This window comes from Streptomyces sp. NPDC052020 (assembly GCF_040680575.1).
Classification (GTDB): domain Bacteria; phylum Actinomycetota; class Actinomycetes; order Streptomycetales; family Streptomycetaceae; genus Streptomyces.
The window spans coordinates 35,815-52,465 of the sequence record NZ_JBFAWY010000002.1; the positions used below are offsets into that span (position 1 = coordinate 35,815).

Annotated in this window: 11 protein-coding genes, 1 tRNA gene and 6 pseudogenes; 6 read left to right on the forward strand and 12 right to left on the reverse strand. The window is 69.4% G+C overall.

From position 1 onward, the window contains the following. Window positions 1–100 precede the first annotated feature (100 nt). The gene (locus tag AB0L74_RS02055; protein WP_365644584.1) at window positions 101–658 is read right to left on the reverse strand and encodes a response regulator; all 558 of its coding nucleotides are present in this window, start codon (window positions 656–658) and stop codon (window positions 101–103) included. Between the two features lie 135 nt (window positions 659–793). Here AB0L74_RS02055 and AB0L74_RS02060 point away from each other — a divergent pair. Then, window positions 794–865: transfer RNA gene (locus AB0L74_RS02060), tRNA-Arg, on the forward strand. 271 nt (window positions 866–1,136) lie between these two features. Here the strand turns inward: AB0L74_RS02060 and AB0L74_RS02065 are convergent. Next, window positions 1,137–1,595: a nuclease-related domain-containing protein gene (locus AB0L74_RS02065; RefSeq protein ID WP_365644587.1), complete on the reverse strand. Its 459-nt coding sequence runs from the start codon at window positions 1,593–1,595 to the stop codon at window positions 1,137–1,139. Window positions 1,596–2,089: 494 nt separating this feature from the next. Next, window positions 2,090–2,437: pseudogene (locus AB0L74_RS02070) on the reverse strand (hypothetical protein); the annotation flags it as partial. Between the two features lie 234 nt (window positions 2,438–2,671). Here AB0L74_RS02070 and AB0L74_RS02075 point away from each other — a divergent pair. After that, a complete protein-coding gene (locus AB0L74_RS02075; protein ID WP_365645067.1) occupies window positions 2,672–3,214 on the forward strand; it encodes an HNH endonuclease in 543 nt (180 codons plus the stop codon). Between the two features lie 165 nt (window positions 3,215–3,379). Here AB0L74_RS02075 and AB0L74_RS02080 read toward each other — a convergent pair whose 3' ends face one another. From AB0L74_RS02080 to AB0L74_RS02090, 3 genes and pseudogenes are all read right to left on the reverse strand, one after another. Further along, window positions 3,380–4,756, reverse strand: a complete 1,377-nt coding sequence (locus tag AB0L74_RS02080; RefSeq protein WP_365644590.1) for a site-specific integrase — start codon at window positions 4,754–4,756, stop codon at window positions 3,380–3,382. After that, a pseudogene (locus tag AB0L74_RS02085) lies at window positions 4,753–4,919 on the reverse strand (excisionase). Before AB0L74_RS02085 ends, AB0L74_RS02080 begins: the two are co-directional and overlap by 4 nt. Further along, window positions 4,919–5,288, reverse strand: a pseudogene (locus AB0L74_RS02090) (replication initiator); the annotation flags it as partial. The pseudogenes AB0L74_RS02085 and AB0L74_RS02090, both read right to left, overlap by 1 nt. 149 nt (window positions 5,289–5,437) lie before the next feature. Here AB0L74_RS02090 and AB0L74_RS02095 point away from each other — a divergent pair. Beyond that, window positions 5,438–6,409 (forward strand): BsuBI/PstI family type II restriction endonuclease, encoded by a 972-nt coding sequence (locus AB0L74_RS02095; protein ID WP_365644593.1) that lies wholly within the window; start codon window positions 5,438–5,440, stop codon window positions 6,407–6,409. A 328-nt stretch (window positions 6,410–6,737) separates the two neighbouring features. Here AB0L74_RS02095 and AB0L74_RS02100 read toward each other — a convergent pair. Together AB0L74_RS02100 and AB0L74_RS02105 are read right to left on the reverse strand one after the other, a co-directional pair. Further along, window positions 6,738–6,951, reverse strand: a pseudogene (locus tag AB0L74_RS02100) (rhamnogalacturonan lyase); the annotation flags it as partial. Between the two features lie 163 nt (window positions 6,952–7,114). Continuing rightward, on the reverse strand, window positions 7,115–8,932 hold the full coding sequence (locus tag AB0L74_RS02105; protein WP_365644596.1) for a serine hydrolase: 1,818 nt from the start codon (window positions 8,930–8,932) through the stop codon (window positions 7,115–7,117). 582 nt (window positions 8,933–9,514) lie between these two features. Between AB0L74_RS02105 and AB0L74_RS02110 the strand changes: the two genes are divergently transcribed. Continuing rightward, window positions 9,515–10,051, forward strand: a complete 537-nt coding sequence (locus AB0L74_RS02110; RefSeq protein ID WP_365644599.1) for a hypothetical protein — start codon at window positions 9,515–9,517, stop codon at window positions 10,049–10,051. 375 nt (window positions 10,052–10,426) lie between these two features. On the opposite strand, the pseudogene AB0L74_RS02115 reads toward AB0L74_RS02110, so the two are convergent. Further along, a pseudogene (locus AB0L74_RS02115) lies at window positions 10,427–11,237 on the reverse strand (hypothetical protein). 31 nt (window positions 11,238–11,268) lie between these two features. After that, window positions 11,269–12,471: pseudogene (locus AB0L74_RS02120) on the reverse strand (cytochrome P450). A 485-nt stretch (window positions 12,472–12,956) separates the two neighbouring features. Here AB0L74_RS02120 and AB0L74_RS02125 point away from each other — a divergent pair. Beyond that, window positions 12,957–13,607, forward strand: a complete 651-nt coding sequence (locus AB0L74_RS02125) for a hypothetical protein (RefSeq protein ID WP_365644602.1) — start codon at window positions 12,957–12,959, stop codon at window positions 13,605–13,607. 51 nt (window positions 13,608–13,658) lie between these two features. Here AB0L74_RS02125 and AB0L74_RS02130 read toward each other — a convergent pair whose 3' ends face one another. Next, window positions 13,659–14,729 (reverse strand): Ku protein, encoded by a 1,071-nt coding sequence (locus tag AB0L74_RS02130; RefSeq protein WP_365644605.1) that lies wholly within the window; start codon window positions 14,727–14,729, stop codon window positions 13,659–13,661. Window positions 14,730–14,839: 110 nt separating this feature from the next. On the opposite strand from AB0L74_RS02130, the gene ligD reads away from it, so the two are divergent. Beyond that, window positions 14,840–15,721: a non-homologous end-joining DNA ligase gene (ligD, locus tag AB0L74_RS02135; RefSeq protein WP_365644608.1), complete on the forward strand. Its 882-nt coding sequence runs from the start codon at window positions 14,840–14,842 to the stop codon at window positions 15,719–15,721. Window positions 15,722–15,761: 40 nt separating this feature from the next. Here the strand turns inward: ligD and AB0L74_RS02140 are convergent, their stop codons facing one another. Beyond that, window positions 15,762–16,565 carry a nuclease-related domain-containing protein gene (locus tag AB0L74_RS02140; RefSeq protein ID WP_365644610.1) on the reverse strand — a complete coding sequence of 268 codons (804 nt, stop codon included), beginning with the start codon at window positions 16,563–16,565 and terminating at the stop codon, window positions 15,762–15,764. Window positions 16,566–16,651: the final 86 nt, after the last annotated feature.

Here is a 16,651-nt window from a genome sequence, read left to right on the forward strand (position 1 = left end):
GGGGTGGGTAGGCGAACCGATTCGGCGGGGTCCCGCGATGTGGACGGCGGGGCCGGGCGCGGAGGCCCCGGCCTCTCTCGGAGCACCCGTCGCCCCCCGCCTACCCCGCGCGCTCGGACGCCTGCGCGGAGGGCGCGGAGGACTCCGCCTCGTCGGCCGCGCCCGGCTCGCCCTCGGCCGCGGGGCCGTTCCCCTCGTCCTCGGCGTCGCCGCTCCCCGGGCTCCCCCGCCGCGCCTTCCGCTCCACCAGCTGCCTCACCAGCCCCACCAGCTCACTGGGCTCGAACGGCTTGGCCAGGAAGGCGTCGACGCCGGCACCGAGGCCGGCGTCGACCTCGTGCTGCGTAGAGGCGCTCACGATGGCGACGGGCAGATCACGCGTCCGCGGATCGGCACGCAGCCGCGCCGCGGTGGTGAGCCCGTCCAGCCGCGGCATGACGACGTCCAGGGTGACGGCATCGGGTCTCACCCGATGCACGACTTCCAGACACTCGGCACCATCCGCCGCGGTCACCACCTCGAAGCCCTCCAGCTCGAGGTTGACCCTGATCAACTGCCGGATGACCTTGTTGTCGTCCACAACGAGGACCCGGCCCGACGCGCCTGACACAACTTGAGAGTAGGTCCAGACCGGCCACCGCGTCCGGGTTTTCGCCACTTCCACCCCGTGCGGGGGACGCCACCCCCGGCACCCGGCTCCCCGGCACGGCCAGACCCCGCGGAAACCCGTTCATGACCACCCCGAAAGAGCTGGTAGGGTTCTACCCGTCGCCGCGAACACCGCGACCGACACGCCCCCGTAGCTCAGGGGATAGAGCAACGGCCTCCGGAGCCGTGTGCGCAGGTTCGAATCCTGCCGGGGGCACCTCGAAGAAGGTGCCCGAAGACCCCGTCGCCAGCGGAAACGCTGAGGCCGGGGTCTTCGCGTATGTGCGGGTGTGTGCCGTTCGGAGCGGCCGTACGTCGGGGTCTGCGGACGAGGCGTGGGCGGGATCTTGGAGCATCGCCGCAGGTGAGGTTCAAGAAAAGGCGAGGCCGTACCACCGCCGGCCAGCCCCGCCCGGTACGAATCGTCACGCCATGGGGGCCACCAGCAGGGTCTACGAGGACTGCCAGCACCACACTGGGCCACTGGCTCAGGCCTGGGCCCAAGCCTGACGATGACGAGCGACGCTGTACACCTGCTCCACCTGGTCGGCCGTGAGCACGCCTGAGAGCGGAGCGAGTGCCGCTACTTGGCGCTCCTCGTAGACCCGGACACTGAGCTGCGTAGCAACCACCTTCAGCTCGGAGACGCCGACGAAGACGAGCACCGGCTCCACCGGTACCGGGAAGTCGCAGTAGCGCTCAAGCACTCGGACGACTCGTTTGGCCTCCGCCCGGCTCTTGCGTGTGTAGGGTGCCGGTTTCCCGTGATCGACCTTCACGGAATCATCCCCGACCCATACGGCCCTCTTGTGGTGATGCTTCGTATTGATGCTGAACACCCCACCAGGCCCGATCAGTAAGTGATCGATGTCCACTTTGTTGGCCAAGGGGATGGAATGCCGGACACGCCAGCCGTGGCGCCCTAAGCGGTTCAGCTCGGCTCCCACTCGCCGTTCCCCCGCCACCCCCTTCCGCCAGGAGTCCCACTCCGTGGGTCGCCGAAGAACCCGCGAGATCACTCGCTCCAACAGTCCCGGTCCGGATGCATCGAGCAGATCACGCAAGGAGGCCCCGGGAGGGTTCACGGCCAGATCATCCGCCGGTGTCAGTGGGGGCAGCGTCGGACGCGCTGTGGCTCCCGGCGTCCTGTCTGGCAGGACCGACTCCATGAGCTTCTGGAGTTCTGGGTGAGCACCGCGATCACGTCATCGTGGCACTCGGCCCGCAAGACCGTGATGTCCCCGTGGTGACGTCCGACCAACCGACCGGGGTGCCATCGGGCAGGTTGGCGTACAGGCGATCATGTCCGTACCGCTTCCACCGCGTGACGCGCAGCTCCACAAGGCCCCCTGTGCTCTCGCGTTGACGTTGCCGACATGCCAGCAGCAAGCGAGATGAGGCCACAAGAGCGCAGGGCAGGCCGCACGTCTCGGCTTGCCGGTTACGAAGCGAAGCATCGGCGCAGGTAGGGCCGAAACGAGGGAGGCCCCAGGCGGCATGCCTGAGGCCTCAGTGTCGGTGCAGGTTGTCTCACTCGTACTCCGCGGAGCAAGTCCTCGATACGCCGCCGGTTGGCGACGTCCTGCCGTCCGTCGAGGCACTTCGCGTAGCGGGTCAGCAGGACCTCAACGCTGTTGCCAGCACGCTCGGCAACTTCGGTGGGACCCACCCCCGCATTGAGCCACGTCGACAGCGCCGAGCGCCGAAGGTCGTACGGCCTGCTTGCGAGCAGCGAAGCTGCGACGGCCGATGGGAGCGCCAGAAGACGAGCTCCCTGTCGCACGCGGTAACAGATCAAGTTCTCTACTCTCCTGCCATGACATCAGACCTAACGCCCCAACGAGTCCTCCGACAGTGGCTGTTGATGACGCTGGGCGAACTAGGAGGCAGCGCGCCAACAGCTCAGGCCCTTCGAGAGATGGAACGGCGCTACGGCTCTCATCTAACGCCCGGCGACTGGGAAGGAACGGAACGCGACGATGAGCCCAAATGGCATAACAGGACCAGGTTCGAGCGGAAGAAAATGGAACGCGAGGGCCTGCTCGTACCCGCCCGGGAGTCACGAGGGATATGGACGCTGACGGAAACCGGCTCGGACGAGTACAGACGACACCAAGGTCCCATAGCGCCTCCTCCGCAGCCAACGGTGACGAGGGAACGAAGCATTGATCCACTACAACCAGACGGCAACCAATCTCCGACGCGTGTCGAGGTAACCACTCAACGCATAGTCCGAAGCACCGCAGTTGCCGAGTACGTGAAGCGCATTCACGACAACACTTGCCAAATATGTGGCACTCGACTCTCCACGCCGACAGGCGCCTATGCGGAGGCCGCCCACATACAACCATTGGGCCGCCCGCATGAAGGCCCTGATGTGCCATCGAACGTGCTATGCCTATGCCCCAATCACCACGTGCTCTTCGATCTTGGAATGTTGCACATCACTAACGATCTTGTCGTCATCGATCAGCATTCAGGAACGCCTATAGGGCGACTTGCAGAGCGCCCCGGGCATCAGGTCGAACGCCGCTACCTGGAATACCACCGGGCTCAGCATGGGTGAGACGGCAAAAGAGATCAGTGAGAGGGAAACCTGCCTACGTGTGCACAACGAGATGTGATCACCAGTGAGCGTCCTAGCGACGCGCTCAGCGCTGGAGCAGCTTCACCAGCAATAACGAGGCCCCTTGGCAGATTGCCAGGGGGCCTCGGCTTCGGACAGGTCATGTCACTCGTACTCGCGGAGCAGGTCCTCGATGCGCCGGTTGGCGACGTCCTGCCGTCCGTCGAGGCACTTCGCGTAGCGGGTCAGCAGGACCTCAACGCTGTTGCCAGCACGCTCGGCAACTTCGGTGGGTCCCACCCCCACATTGAGCCACGTCGACAGCGCCGACGAGTGCCGGAGATCGTACGGCCTACTCGCGAGCGGCGAGGCGGCGACGGCTGGCGGGAGCGCCAGGAGTCGAGCCTCCTGCCACACGCGGTAGTAGGTCGAGGACGGGACGACCGAGCCCTTCTCACCGAAGAAGAGCCGCCCGTCTTCCGCCGTGCCGAACGTGGCCAGGTGCTCGCGCAGCACGGCGACGAGCTGGGGCGGGATGGGCACTCGCCGAACGTCCTCAGTCGGTCGATTCTTGAGCCCACGGTCGTCGTGGGTCTCCCCCGAGTCCGTCCACTGCTTGCCGACCGAAGGACGGGTGCGGTGGAGCAGCGCCGATCCCCAGCCCTGCTCAGGAAGGACAAGGTCAGTTCCAACCAGGCCGACCGCCTCAGCGGGCCGGAGGCCACCGAAGTACATCGCCGCGAACAGCCCGACGAGACGCCGGCCGCGAGCACGCCGGCACCCGCCCACATAGGAAACCGCCGCCAGGAGATTCCGCGCCTGCTCCGGGTTGGCGACAACCCGCGGGGCGACCTGGTTGGACACCTTCGGCTTCTGCCAGCGGACAGCCGTAATGGGGTTCTCACGCAGCTCCCCCAGATCAACAGCGTAATTTGCGGCATTGACGAGCGTTCGACGCTTACGCCGCACCGTCTCCGCCGCTGCCGCCGTGCCGTCGAGCTTGAGCTTCAGCGAGTCGAGGACCGCGCGGACCGTGGCCGGTTCAGCAAGATCGGCGAGCGATCGGGACGCCTTGGACACCCAGTGGAGAACGTTCCGCACGTCCTCCGGGACATCCCGGTCATCGGGCCCTGGCAGCACGAAGGCCCAGTTGCGCAGTGCTCTGCGGATCACCTCGTCGGAGGGCCGTCCGGCGCGCTCGTCGAGGAGTTCCAGCGTCACACTGGTGACGGCTTCGTTGATGCCGTCCCGTGTGTTGGGGGCGGCATGGGGCCACTTCATGGCGAGGTACCTGAGAGCGAGGGCGTACCACGACACGGCCGACTTCTTCTCTTCCATCGAGGCTGGAAGGACCGAATCCGTGTCGAACTCCTCGCCGTCGCGCATCGCGCGCATGAGCTTCGTCCGGTAGTGGTCGGCAAGCGCCTTGGTCCGGAAGGACTCCGAGAAGACGTTGCCCGCAACAGACCAGCGAACCCCGTACGAGGGCGTCTTGGTGTCTCGCTTACGGACGCCCCACACCTTCACGTCGAAAGACTTCACGCCGCCGTCTCCAGCTGCCGCAACGACGTGGTGAAGTCACTCCGCCACACCCGGAGTTCCCCGTTGGGCAGTTTGAAGGCAGTCCCTGGCCTAGCTCGCGCCACCGGTAGAAGGTACGCCGGGACACCCCGCCCAGCTCAGCGAGGATCTGCGGAACGGTCATCAGCTCGTCGCGTCGGTGCTCCATGCCGGTTCTCCTTCCGTGTCGTCGTCTTCCGGGACTGCGGGCGCGGGGATGCCGTGAGCGATGAGGTGTTCTGCGGCCGTCAGACCGGTGCTGGCGAAGACCCAGTGGGAGAGAACGAGGACGGTGTCCGGGTCGGGCAGCGGGTGGCCGGCCTCGGCCGCGCGTGCGCGGGCCAGGGCTTCGTTGTGGTCGGCGCGTTCCTGGCGGAGGGCGCCGAGGGTTGGTGGAGTAGGCGCGGGACTTGGTGGAGAAGTGGCCGCGGAAGCCGAGCATGTGGGCCCACTTGCGCAGGCGCAGGTCTTCGAGTACCGGCAGGGCGCCGAGGTGCCAGCAGGCGAGGATCATGCCGGTGGGACCGCGTCCGCCACCCTCTGCCACGCGTTCGCCGATAGCCGAGCGTTGTCCTAAAGGTTTTCTGACGTGCTGGATAACCTACAGGAGGCACTGGATGCCGTGGTAGTCAAACTCTTTTCAGAGATGCCAGACTCCACCTCATGACCACCAGCAACGACATCGACCAGACGGTAGCGACCATCGACACCGCACGGGCGCTACTGAAAAGCTTCGGTTTCGACGCACAGCGGCACAATGTCCGCAGTGCCGTTACGCTGCTCGCGCTCGCCGGCCTGAAGCCTGGAGACCACTGGGCCGACTCGGCCACCCCGCGTCTTGGCGTGCAGAAGATAATGGATTGGTCTGGCGCCTATTGGGCCAAGCCCTATGCAACCGGCAGCCGGGAAGATTTCCGTAAGAAGACGCTGCGCCAGTGGGTTGACAACGGATTCGCAATCCTCAACCCGGACAACTTGAATATTGCCACAAACTCGCAACTGAACGAGTACTGCCTGTCCGAGGAGGCGGTTCAAGCAATCCGGTCATACGGCACGGACTCTTTCGAGAACGCTCTTGTGGATTTTCTCAATAAGGCGTCGGAGGTAGTGAGAGCGCGAGCGGCAGCTCTGCACGCCGCGATGATCTCTGTCGATCTTCCGGACGGGGATGAGTTTCTACTCTCCCCCGCTGGGCAGAACCCGTTGTTGAAGAAAATGGTCGAGGAGTTTTTGCCGCGCTTCGCACCCGGTGCCAAGGTACTCTACCTCGGAGACACCCGAGGGAAGCACACTCTCTTCGAGAAAGAGATTTTCGAGCAGGCGCTTGGGCTGACTTTCGATCCCCACGGGCGAATGCCGGATCTCGTCCTTCACGACGAAGTACGCAAGTGGCTCGTCCTTATGGAGGCCGTAAAAAGTAAGGGTCCGTTCGATGACGAGCGCCACCGTACCCTGCGGGAACTATTTGCGACGCCTGCAGCGGGACTTGTATTCGTGAATTGCTTCGAGAACCGTGAGGCGATGCGTCAGTGGCTGCCTGAGCTCGCTTGGGAGACTGAGGCATGGGTGGCGGACGAACCTGATCATCTTATTCACTTCAACGGCTCACGCCTCCCAGGTCCTTACGAGCGCTAGCCTCGATCTTGGGCCGTCGGTTCCTCGGTGGACTGCTTCGTCCTTAGCGTTTCCCGGAAGGCGGCCCGACTGATGCGTCGGTTCGGGGTGGTGCTGTTTGCGAGGGGCGTGACCGTGCTGATCGGCCAGGGTTCGGGACCGCGAGCCGCTGTGCCGGTTCCGTCGGCGGTCGCTGGAGGCGGATTCCCAGAGTCGTCGGCCCTGGAGGCGAGCCGCCTGCGAATCAAAGGGCGGGCTCTTGCATGGACGCGTCGGTGACGTCCGCGCCGCCGATGGTCTTGCCGCGCCTGGGTCGTGCGATCCCTTCGGCTCCCCGGCGGGGCCCCAGGCCGAGGTCGACGCGCCACAGCCGGGTGCCAGCCAGCTTGATGCCGTCGACGATCGTGTTGCCGGTGCAGCCGGACTGGGAGCTGTCCTTGGCGTTGGTCGGCCGCCGCTTCAGGACGATGCCGAGGGCGCCGTCACCGTCGAGGTCGCCGACGGAGGCGTCGTTGGCCTCGTAGGTGTACGCGCCACCCCGTCGGGGTGGCGCCGCCGGCCGGCGAGCCCGTCGCCGGTGTCGCCCAGGGCCGCCGCCTGGACGCGTACGGCGGGGGCACCGCCAACGGAACCGAGGTGGTCCTGGGGGATTGCGACGGCGGATCCAGCCGGCGGTGGGCCCTCGGTTAGAGCGCCGCGAGCCGGGGGCGGTCCGGGACGGCCAGGTCAGATGGCCTGTTGCACCTTCCACATCAGGTCGTCGAACTCCGCGGCGAGCGCGGTGTTCGGACGGCCGGCGTTGCAGACGGCGCTCCAGGCGCGGCCGTCGGACGGCCGGACCAGGATCGCCTGGGTGCCGGGCAGGGTGCCGTCGTGCCAGATGGTTCCCACGTTGTTGACCGCCCATCCTCGGGCGTAGCCCGTCGTGGTGGGGGTGACCGGGCGGACCGTGGACGCGGTGGTCATCGCCGTTCGTGTCGCGGGCCGCAGCAGGTCGGGGGGCGTGGGCAGGCCGTCGACGGAGAAGACGAAGCGGAGCACCTCGGACGGCGTCATGACCCAGCCGCCATGAGCGTCCATCCGGTCGACCCGGATCTCGTAGGGCGCTTCGCGGTTGAGGCCGAAGTACATCGCCTCCCGGCCGTGCCGGTCCGCCGCGGTCGCGCCGGCCAGGACGGACTGGCCGGCGTTGCTCGGCTCCATCACGGACTGGTCGACGAACTGCGCGTACGACAGCCCGCTCACCCGCTCGATGATCCGGCCGAGCAGGCAGTAGCCGAAGTTCGAGTAGGCGTAGGTGGTGCCGGGGTCCGTGGCGAGCGGCCTGTTGTCGAGCGTCCAGGAGATGAGCGCGTCCTGCCCCAGCTGCATCTGCTGGAACATCGGGTCGTTGCTGTCGTTGGCCCAGCCGCCGGCGGAGTGCTCCAGCAGGTGCCGCAGTCGCACGGCGGCCACCCGGGCGCTGTAGGGCTGTGTCCCGTACGTGGTGCCCAGCAGTGCCCCCGTGCCGAACACCTTGTCCGTCAGGGCGAGGCGGCCCTGGTCGATGAGCAGGTGTACGGCGGTGGAAGTGATGGGCTTGGCGACACTCGCGACGCGGAAGCGGTGGTTCGGCGTGGCGATCTCGCGGGTGATGCGGTTGGCGTAGCCGAAGGCGCCGGTGGCCCGGATCGCGCCGTTGCGGGCGAGCGCGAAGGAGAAACCCGGCACGGCCCACTTCTGCATGAAAGGCACCACCAGTCTCGCCGCGGCGCTCGCGCTCGGGCTGGTCTCCGGCGTTGACTCCCAGATCGTGGTGTAGCGCGCCGAAGTGCCGTCCCTGGCGCCGCTCACGTCGACCAGGCGCAGCCGCGCGGCCGAATTGGCGTCGAACTGGCCCTGGTATTCGGCGTGCGGCAGGCCGTGGACCGCGTTCCCCGGATGACCGGGGGAATTCTCCCAGATACCCGCATACCGGATCTGGCCGCCGATCGGGTAGCCGACCACTCGCACCAGACGAAAGCCGCGCTGTTTCTGCGCGTCGTATTCGTTCTGGTATTCCTGTGCCGTCATACCGTGTCGGGCCGCCCACGGGGGGCCGGCGTAACGGTCCCAGACGCAGGCGAAGCGCGCGCCGCTCTGGTCCTCATAAGGGGACACACAGCGCAGGCGGAAGCCCTTGTTCGACAGATCGGTGAACAGGGCTTGGTACTCGTCTCCGGTCAGCCCGTGGCGGGCGACCCACTCCAGGCCCTTCTCCTGTTCCCAGATCGCGCTGAACAGGACGGCGTTCCCCGAGCGGAACACCGACAGGTCGACCGGGCGGAAGCCCTCGCCGCTCAGCGCGGTCACCGCTGCCTGGTAGTCGTTGGCCGAGATGCCATGCCGGGCCCGCCAGGCGCTCCCGCCCTGGATCGCCCAGATACTGGCGAAGCGCGGGGTGCCGCCCAGCTCATAGCCCGCGATCTTGAGGAGTCGGTAGCCTCCGCCGGTGAGCCGATCGAACTCGGCTTGATGCTCCGCCGCGGTGAGGCCGTGACGGGCTTGCCAGTCGGTGATGATCACAATCAGCTCCAGTGCTCGGATCGCCCCGTCCGGGTGGAAGGCGCGGGCCGGCGAGGAGCGATTCGCGCGCTGTCGTTCGGCTCGCTGACGAACAAGCCGCGTGAGGGGAGAGGGCCGGTCGTACGTCCCGGATCCAGAGGGCCGGTCGTACGTCCCGGGTCCGTCGTGCGACGGCGCGTGCGGAGGGACGGGTACTCCGGCGTCACCGGCCGCCGCGGCTCGGTGTGATGTTCATTCCCCCGGCGGCCTCCACGGCATGGTCATGCGGGGAGAAGGCCCTAGTAACAGGCTCTTGCGGCGCGGGGGGAACCGCAACCGGGCGGACCGGCCCCGGCGAGGACACGAAAGGCGTACCTTTCGCGGTGATCGGCCGGCGCTCGTCGAACTGGCCGGTGTTCGCGGTGGCGGCGGCTGGAACAGTTGTTCCGGTTCGGCGGGCACGGGCCCGTGGCACCGGTGGCGCCGGAGAGGGCCGCGTGGCCGTTTCCGGTTTCCTTCGGGGCGCTTCACCGGATTCGCCGGACCCCGGTGTCGTCGGCGGTCTACTGTACGGACACGCCGCGGTCGCCCGAGGAGGTTCCTGTGTCGTCACCTTGTGACCCCGAGCGTGCTCCCGCCGGTGATGTGAGCGCGGCGCTCATGATGATCGACTCGCGGCTGAAGGCCGTCTACGACGGCAAGCCCGGGACCGATCCCGACCACCGGGCGCTGGTCGAGCAGTTCGCCGCTTCCCTGGGTCCCGGGGGAGTCGACGACGTACTGGACGGCACCTGCACGCTGATTTACATGTACATGCAATGGCTGCGGATGGCCTACGAGGATCACGACGAGGACGTCATCGAGTGCGTGGTGCCCAACTTCGTGGCGTCCCTGCGCATGATGCCCAAGAGCGTCCCCGCGGAGGTCATTCCCACGATGGCCGGCCTGCTCATCGCCGCGGGCACCGGCTTGAGCCCCAACCTGTGGCGCAAGCAGTACGGATACTGGACCGAGGAGGAGCTGACCCCGCTGGAAGCCACCGCTCTCCTGCTGGCGGAGCACATCAACCGCCTCACCGACGACCCCGACTTCGCCACTCGCCTGATCACCAAGGCCCTGACCCAGTCGGACGCGGACTGACCTGCCGCGTGCCGCGTGTCGCTGCCCCGGTCCGTCGTCCCTGTCGGACCCGCGGGCCCGCACTCACTTGAGCGAACCTTCGCCAGTGAACACTACGTTTCGCCCCAGGGTTCCGCAGAAGTCGTGGAACGCTGAGCGCCCTTCTTCGACCAAGAACAGAACGTCCGTACATTTGCTCCAGTTGCCTCTCTTAGGCGAGCCGCGCCTCGGCGTCGCCGTCGGTGCCGCTGTTCGGTGCCGCCGTTCGGTGCCGTCGCGGTGGCTCTGGTCGCCGTAGCGGTGGGCGGCTTCGGGTGGTGCTGCCGCGGGGCATCGTTTCGCCGCTGGTCACGGCCGCTGTCGTGGCTCGGCTTCCGTCCGGGACGGAAGGCGCGGTCACGGGCCCGATGCGGGGGCGGGGCTCGCCGGGGGCGGAGGGACGGTGGCGGTCGCGGCCGGGCGCGCGCCGCGTTGGGGGGCGATGGCGGGGGCGGGGCTCCAGCGGCCCAGGACCATCTCGGCGGTGATGCCGGGGCCGAAGCCCGCGAGCAGGCCGGGGGCGTCCTGGTGGGTGCCGCCGGCGGCGAGGAAGCGGTCCAGGGCGTCGAAGACGACGGAGCTGGCGATGTTGCCGCGTTCGGTCAGGGTGGCGCGGCTGAAGCGGAAGAGGCGGTCGTCCACGTCGAGGTAGTGGCACAGGTCGTCGAGGATGCGGGGGCCGTCGGCGTGGACGATGAGGAAGTCCAGGTGCCGGCCTCCCAGCCGTGGGCCGCGGTCAGGGCGCGCAGGGCGGGGGCGAGCATCCGCATGGTGCCGGGGACGCGTTTGTCCAGCAGGAAGTGGAAACCGGTCTCCCGTACCGCGTAGGAGATCCAGGACTCGGTGTCCGGGACCAGATGGGAGGCGTTGCGTTCCAGCCGCATGCCGGTGCCGCGCACCACGGCGGCGGACAGGGCGTCCCCGAACAGGCCGTTGGAGAGCAGGGAGCCGACGCCCAGGTCCGTGGGCTGGTACAGCAGCGAGCAGAACTCGCAGGAGACGATGAGGACGTTGGCCGTGGGGTAGGCGGTGCAGAAGTCGTGCGCCCGGCTGACCGCCGCACTGAGCTGGGGGTGGCCGGCTGCGTACGGCGGGCCAGTTCCAGCGTCTCTTCCTGGGTGATCACGTGCTCCGGCACGGCCACCGCGGGACGGCACAGAATGGGCATGTCGGGACTCGTCTCTCCAGGGAGGGTGCCGTCACCAGGACACCGGTAAGGCGAGCGGGTGACGCCAGATCGACGTGGTGTTCCACCGGATGTCTTCCGCCGGCACCGCGAGCCGGAGGCCGGGGAAGCGGGTGAGCAGTGCCTCCAGCGCCACCCGCATCTCCATCTCGGCCAGGGGGGCGCCCAGGCAGTGGTGGGATCCCCAGTCGAAGGTCATGTGCGGCACGGCGGGCCGCGTCAGGTCGATGTCGTGCGGGTTCGGGAACTTCTCCGCGTCCCGGTTGGCCGTGAGGTAGGAGACGTGCACCACGTCGCCGGCTCGGATGGTCACGCCGCCCAGCTCCACGTCCTCCGTGGCGACCCGCGGGATGCCGACCCCCTAGCGGAACGGGATGTGGCGCAGCATCTCGTCCAGTGCCCGGGGCAGCAGGTCCGGCCGGTCCCGTAGCGCGGCCAGCAGGTCGTCACGCGTCAGGAGGAGGTAGCTGAGGTTGGCGATCTCGTAGGTGGTGGTGTCCTGGCCGGTGATGAGGAGCACCATGGCCATCACCGCCAGTTCCCGGTCGTCCAGCAGGTCGTCGCCGACCCGGGCGGTGGCCAGGGAGCTGATCAGATCCTGGCCCGGGGAGCGGCGGCGCTCGGCGGTGAGCTCGGTGAAGTAGGCGCGCAGTTCCGCCTTGGCGCGTACGGCGGCTTCCTTGGCGGCGGCGCCGATGTTCATCATCGTCAGCGCGTTGTACCGCAGCCGTTCCCGGTCGGGCTCCGGGATGTCCAGCACCTCGCAGATGGTGTGCATCGGCAGCGGGGAGGCGAGGTGGGCGAACAGGTCGGGGGCGTCGGAGGCGGCCATGGCGGTCAGCAGGTCGTCCACGACGCGTTCGGTGCGCAGCCGCATCCGCTCCACCTGGCCGGCGGTGAATCCTTTGGCCACCAGACCGCGCAGGCGCGTGACGGCGGGCGGATCCATCAGGTTGATGGCCTCCGACTGCACGATGGGCTCGGGTGTCATGCGCGGGAAGTCGCGCCCGCTGACCGCCTTGCGGCTGAACCGCCGGTCGGTGGTGACCGTACGCACGTCGTCGTACCGCGTCACCAGCCACGCCTCACCCTCGCCGTACGGCATGGTGATCCGGGCTACGGGGTGTTCTTCCAGTAATTTCCGGAGAAGCGGATCGAATTCGAGCGCTTCCGCGAAGTCGAACGGGCAGGACCAGACGGCTTCCGCTGCTTCCACAGGGGCTCCAGAGACGGGTGACTTCTCCCGCCTCACCCAGCGGGACGAGTACGTCGTGTCCCGGGCGACGCTCCGCAACCACCGGCACCGGCCGATTCGCCGGTTCGAGGGAGCGCGCGGCGAGGGGTGTACGTCCATGGCGGCGCCAAGGCGGAACCGATGGTGACAGTGGTGGGCGTGCGTGCCCGCGTGCGGTCGGCGCCCGGCCTCGCTCGCTCCCGCACCGGCGGCACCCGCGGCCGGCGGCCTGCCGGGGCGATGACCTGCCAGGTCGGTGGCGGTCACCGGCGGCCGGTCGTGGTCTCCGGCGGCCGCCCGTGGCCGACGACCCTGGATGAGCGGATGATACGAAGAGTCCGGGAGAATGGTCCCGGCCGCTGGTGGTCGGTTTCGCGCGTTGCGATGATCGAGCGGAGGCCGGCTCCCGCCTGCTTCCCCACCGGGGCGGTCGCCCGCGACCCGTGCACGAGGAGGAGAAAGGGACCGTGACCACTCTGGGGCCCGGCGGCGGTGACCCGCCGGGAGAACCGGAGGGGACGACGCCGCACGTCCCCGATGAGGTCTGGCAGAAGTTCCTGGCCGACAGCGAGGACGCCATCCGCGACTCCGCCCCCCGGGAGCCCTCCGCCCGGGACCGCGTGCCGGGCGGGTGGCCCGGTCCGCTGCCGGACGCGGCGGGAGTGGTGCGGGGGTCGGAAGGGCCGTACGGGAACAACCACAGGTGCATCTCGTACGGCGGCCTGGACTACGGCTCGTGCGGCGGGCAGGCGCATGCCGTGGCGGGTGCCGGTGATCCGGTGGCGGGTGCCGTCGGGGATCTGTGGCAGCCGGACGATCCGGGGAGCGGGCCGGGCTGGCGGGAGCTGGACCGGCGGGCCCGGCTGCAGCGCGTGGGCCGGGTGGCCGGTACGGCCGCCGCGGTCGTCCTGGCCGTGGCGGTGTGGTCCCTGGTGCCGGCCGGTCCGGGCGCGCCGGGCGGCGGGCCGGGACCGTCGACCGTGCAGCAGTTGGAGGACGCTCCGCGGGAACTGCCGGCGGCGACCGCGCGCCCGGCCGGGGCGGGCGACGCCCGTTGCGCACCGACCGTTTCCTGGTCGTCGCCGTCCCGGCGGCCGGAACCGTGGAGTTGCGGGTGAGCGCGGCGCCCGGCCGGCCCGGGCGGGTGCGGGTGACCGCGGCGGCTCGTGTCAGGCGCTGCGCCTGCGGGACGCCGTCTTCTTCGCCGCCGTCTTCTTGGCGCCGGATGCCGTCTTCTCCCCGGACCCGGAGGCCGTCTTCTTCGCGGTGCTCTTGGCCGTCGTCTTGCGCGCGGACGCCGTCGGCTTCTTCTCCCCGGACGCCGTCTTCTTCGCCGCCGTCTTCTTCGCCGTGGACGTCGACTTCTTCCCGCCGGTCTCCTTGGGCGTCGCGCGGGACGGGGTGCCGCGCCGCGGAAGCGCTCTGACCTCGGCCTCTTCCGCGCGCTCCGCCGGTCCCCCCTCGCCCCGGGACTCGCGCGCCGCCCGGACGCTGTTCTCCAGGGCCGCCATCAGGTCCAGCACCTTGCCCGGCACCGCCGGCTCGGGGCTCTCCGGGGGCGCCTCGCCGGCGGCCTTCGCGGCGACGACCTCCTCCAGGGCCTCGCGGTACTCGTCGTGCAGGTCGTCGAGGTCGATCTCGCCGAGGGTGTCCATCAGGGCGTCCGCGAGATCCAGCTCCTGGTCGCGCACCGTGACGTTGGTGTCCGGGGCGACGCCCTCGGGCGCGCGGACCTCGTCCGGCCACAGCAGGCCGTGCATGGCGATCGCGTCGCCGACCACGCGCAGCATGCCCAGGCGTTCCCGGCCGCGCAGCGCGAACTTGGCGATCGCGACCCGGTTGCTGCGTTTGAGGGCCTCGCGCAGCAGGGTGTACGGCTTGGCGGCGGGGGCGCCGCTCGCGGCGAGGTAGTACGCGGCGTCCATCTGGAGGGGGTCGATGCGGTCGGCCGGGACGAACGCCACGATCTCGATCGTCTTGGCGGTCGGGATCGGCAGATGGGCCAGGTCCTCCTCCGTGATCGGGATCATCGAGCCGTCCGCGTCCTCGTACGCCTTGCCGATCTCCGACTGGGTGACCTCGCGGTCCTCCAGTTCGCACACCTTGCGGTAGCGGATCCGTCCGCCGTCCTCCGCGTGGATCTGGCGGAAGGAGACGGCGTGGCTCTCGGTGGCGTTCACCAGCTTGATCGGAATGCTCACCAGGCCGAACGAGATGGCGCCGTTCCAGATGGATCTCACGTGCAGCACCTTTCCGGTCGGTGGCTGTCCGGTGACGGCCGGTGGCCGTTCACCCTCTACTGGATGGGTCTATCGGTCGTTTTGACATGGTTTCGTGAGATTCTCATCGTATGGCGCCTATCACGGAGGTGGAGGGGCGGAGGGTCGCGCTCAGCAATCTGGACAAGGTGCTGTATCCCGCGGCCGGCTTCACCAAGGGGGAGGTACTGCACTACTACGCGACGGTCGCCGACGTGCTGCTGCCGCACCTGCGGGACCGGCCGGTGTCCTTCCTCAGGTATCCGGACGGGCCGGACGGCCAGCTGTTCTTCACCAAGAACGTGCCGCCGGGTACGCCCGAGTGGGTCACCACGGCCGAGGTGGACCGGACGGAGGGGCCGACGCGGATGGTGCTGGTGCAGGACCTGCCGAGCCTGATGTGGGCGGCCAACCTCGTCACCGAGTTCCACACCCATCAGTGGGTGGCCGGCGCGCCCGGCGAGGCCGACCGGCTGGTGTTCGACCTCGACCCCGGGCCCCCCGCGACCGTGGTCCACTGCTGCGAGGTGGCGCTGTGGCTGCGCGAGCGGCTGGCGGCGGACGGGATCGAGGCGCACGCCAAGACCTCCGGGGCCAAGGGGCTGCACCTGCTGGCGGCCGTGCGCGGATCGTCGTCCGAGCGGGTGACGGAGTACGCCAAGGCGCTGGCGGTGGAGGCGGAGCGGACCATGCCGAAGCTCGTCGTGCACCGGATGACGAAGAGCCTGCGGCCGGGGAAGGTGTTCGTCGACTGGAGCCAGAACGCCGCGCGGAAGACCACGGCCACCCCCTACACGCTGCGGGCGCGGGCCGAGCCGACGGTGTCGGCGCCGGTGACGTGGCAGGAGGTCGAGGAGTGCCGGACGGCCGGGCGGCTGGTGTTCCGGGCGGGGGACGTGGGACCGCGGGTGCAGGACTACGGCGACCTGCTCGCACCTCTGTTCGAACGACGGCGGGCGGGCGTGCTGCCGTGAGCCCGCACCGCCGGGCGGGGCGCGGCCGCCCCCGGCGGTCTCACAGGCGCGCCCAGGTGTGGCGGTCCCGGGCCATCGCGTGCAGCGCCTCCACGTCGGCCGGCTTGAGCACCCCGCCCTGGCGGGCCAGCCCGGCCAGCTCCTCGTCCCGCAGGACGCGGACCCCGCGCGGCGGCACCGTGACCGACACCTCCGCCGGGCCGACGAGGGCCAGCACGGCGCGGACCTCGGCGGTCAGGGCGTAGGACGCCCGGTCGGCGTCGGCGCGGACCCGGCGCAGCAGCGGCCGCGGTGCGCGGCGGCCCAGCGTGACCAGCGGGTCGGCGACCCGGACCCGCTGCCTGCGGGCGTACAGCGCGTGCACGGCGAAGAGGCCGCCGGGCCCGATCAGCAGGTGGTGGACGCGGTCGCCGCCGGGCAGCGGCAGGGAGTGCAGGGCGTGCCACCCGGCGCCGTCGAGGCGGTCCAGGGCCTCCCCCACCGTCTCCTCCGCGGCCAGCGCCCGGCGGCGCGGGTCGGGACGGAAGCGGCGGGCCGGGCCGGGGTCGCGGTCCAGGGCGATCAGGTGGGCCTCGCCGGGCCGGTTGGGGGCCAGGTCGTCGTCCGGGTGGAGGGACAGGCGGGCCAGCTCGGCCGGGGTGGGCACCGGGGGCGGGCCCACCGTGACCGGGCCGGTGAGGAAGGGGCCCAGGGCTTCCAGGACGTCGTCCCTGCGGTCGTCGCCGAGGACGTTGACCCGGGCGGCCTCCCGGTCGTACCACGCGATGTTCCTGCCGTCCGGGAGGCAGACGTAGAGCCGCTCCCGGCCGTGCCGCCAGGCCGGTACGACGCGCATTCCAGTCATGCACCATCACCCCATGACCATGGGAACAGGACGGGTGCTCCAGGGGCAAGAACCCGGCTACCGTGGACGGCAGGTGGCAGGGGATA